General features: G+C 62.3%; 2 protein-coding genes. Both read left to right on the plus strand.

Translation table 11 applies throughout. The features are described 5' to 3' along the window. Positions 1-1,080: DUF1522 domain-containing protein (locus SE92_RS34445; protein ID WP_157096009.1), on the plus strand; the 1,080-nt coding region annotated here is incomplete at its 5' end. 359 nt (positions 1,081-1,439) lie between these two features. Further along, positions 1,440-1,842, plus strand: a 403-nt coding sequence (locus SE92_RS34450) for a flagellin N-terminal helical domain-containing protein (protein WP_502686790.1), incomplete at its 3' end; no start/stop codon positions are given.

Below are 1,842 nucleotides of genomic sequence, written 5' to 3' on the forward strand. Positions count from 1 at the left end.
CAGGCCGGCACGGTTAATGACGTCTTGAAGGCGATCGACCTTGCCACCGGCGTGCAGACCGCGACGATCAACGCCAACGGCACCGCGACGCTTGCGACGGCCACCGGCCAGACCAACTCGTCGATCAATGCTTCCGGTGCGCTCAAGCTCTCGACCGGCGTCAATGCCGATCTGTCGATCACCGGCACCGGCAACGCGCTGAACGTGCTCGGCCTCGCCGGCAACACCGGAACCTCGACCGCCTTCACCGCGGCTCGTACCTCCGGCATCGGCGGCATCAGCGGCAAGACCCTGACCTTCTCCTCCTTCAACGGCGGCACCGCGGTTGACGTCACCTTCGGCGACGGCACCAACGGCACGGTCAAGACGCTCGATCAGCTCAACACCAAGCTGCAGGCCAACAACCTGTCCGCAACGATCGACGCCAACGGCCTGCTGACGGTCTCGACCACCAACGACTACGCGTCCTCGACCATCGGATCGAGCGCGGCGGGTGGTGCGATCGGCGGCACGCTCACTTCGGCGCTGACGTTCTCGACGGCTTCCAGCCCCGTCCAGGACACGGTTGCCCAGACCTCCCGTGCCAACCTGGTCTCCCAGTACAACAACATCCTGAACCAGATCGACACGACCTCGCAGGACTCCTCGTTCAACGGTGTCAACCTGTTGAACGGCGACCAGCTCAAGCTGGTGTTCGACGAGACCGGCAAGTCGAACCTGAGCATCACGGGTGTGACCTACAACTCCAAGGGTCTGGGCCTTGCTGCGCTGACCAGCGGTGTCGACTTCATCGACAACTCCGCGACCAACAAGGTGCTGTCGAACCTGAACGCCGCGTCGAGCACGCTGCGCTCGGAGGCCTCGAGCCTCGGTTCGAACCTCTCGGTGGTGCAGGTTCGTCAGGACTTCAACAAGAGCCTGATCAACGTGCTGCAGACCGGCTCGTCGAACCTGACGCTGGCCGACACCAACACCGAAGCGGCCAACAGCCAGGCGCTGTCGACCCGCCAGTCGATCGCGGTCTCCGCGCTGTCGCTGGCCAACCAGTCGCAGCAGAGCGTGCTGCAGCTGCTCCGCTAAGTCGCGGACGACATCGCAAGCAAGATCCGGCGGCGGGGCTTCGGCCCCGCCGCTTTCTTTTTGCGTCGGCATCGGGATGCCGTTTGGCAATCTCGAATGATGCGTTCGAGTCCAGCGAATTGCTCACTCTGAGTTATGGTTGACAAGTGGCAAACGCGTCGCCGCTGCACCAAAAAACATCATGTGATCATGACGATACGACGAGGCGCGGTCCGGCTCCGATTGCGCACATGGTGAATCCGCGGAGGGACTGGAGCGACACGCTTCATGCTTTGTTAGCCCACAACGTTCACCGTCCCGGCATCGATTAATCCTAATCGAAGTTTTTGTTGCGTTGCGTACCAGAAGGGTAACACTCAATGTCCGGTATCGTTCTCTCTTCGTCGGTTCGTCAGAACCTGCTTTCTCTCCAGTCCACCGCTGATCTTCTCGCCACCACTCAGAGCCGCCTTTCGACCGGCAAGAGCGTCAACTCGGCTCTGGACAATCCCACCAACTTCTTCACCGCCCAGTCGCTCGACAACCGCGCCAGCGACATCAACAACCTGCTCGACGGCATCGCCAACGGCGTGCAGGTGCTGCAGGCTGCCAACACCGGCATCACCTCGCTGCAGAAGCTGATCGACAGCGCGAAGTCGATCGCCAACCAGGCGCTGCAGACCACGGTCGGCTACTCCACCAAGTCCAACGTCTCCACCACGATCTCGGGTGCGACCGCGGCCGACCTGCGCGGCACGACTTCGTTCGCCAGCGCCACCGCAT

Origin of the sequence: Bradyrhizobium sp. AT1 (assembly GCF_001590795.1) — a bacterium.
Lineage (GTDB): Bacteria > Pseudomonadota > Alphaproteobacteria > Rhizobiales > Xanthobacteraceae > Bradyrhizobium.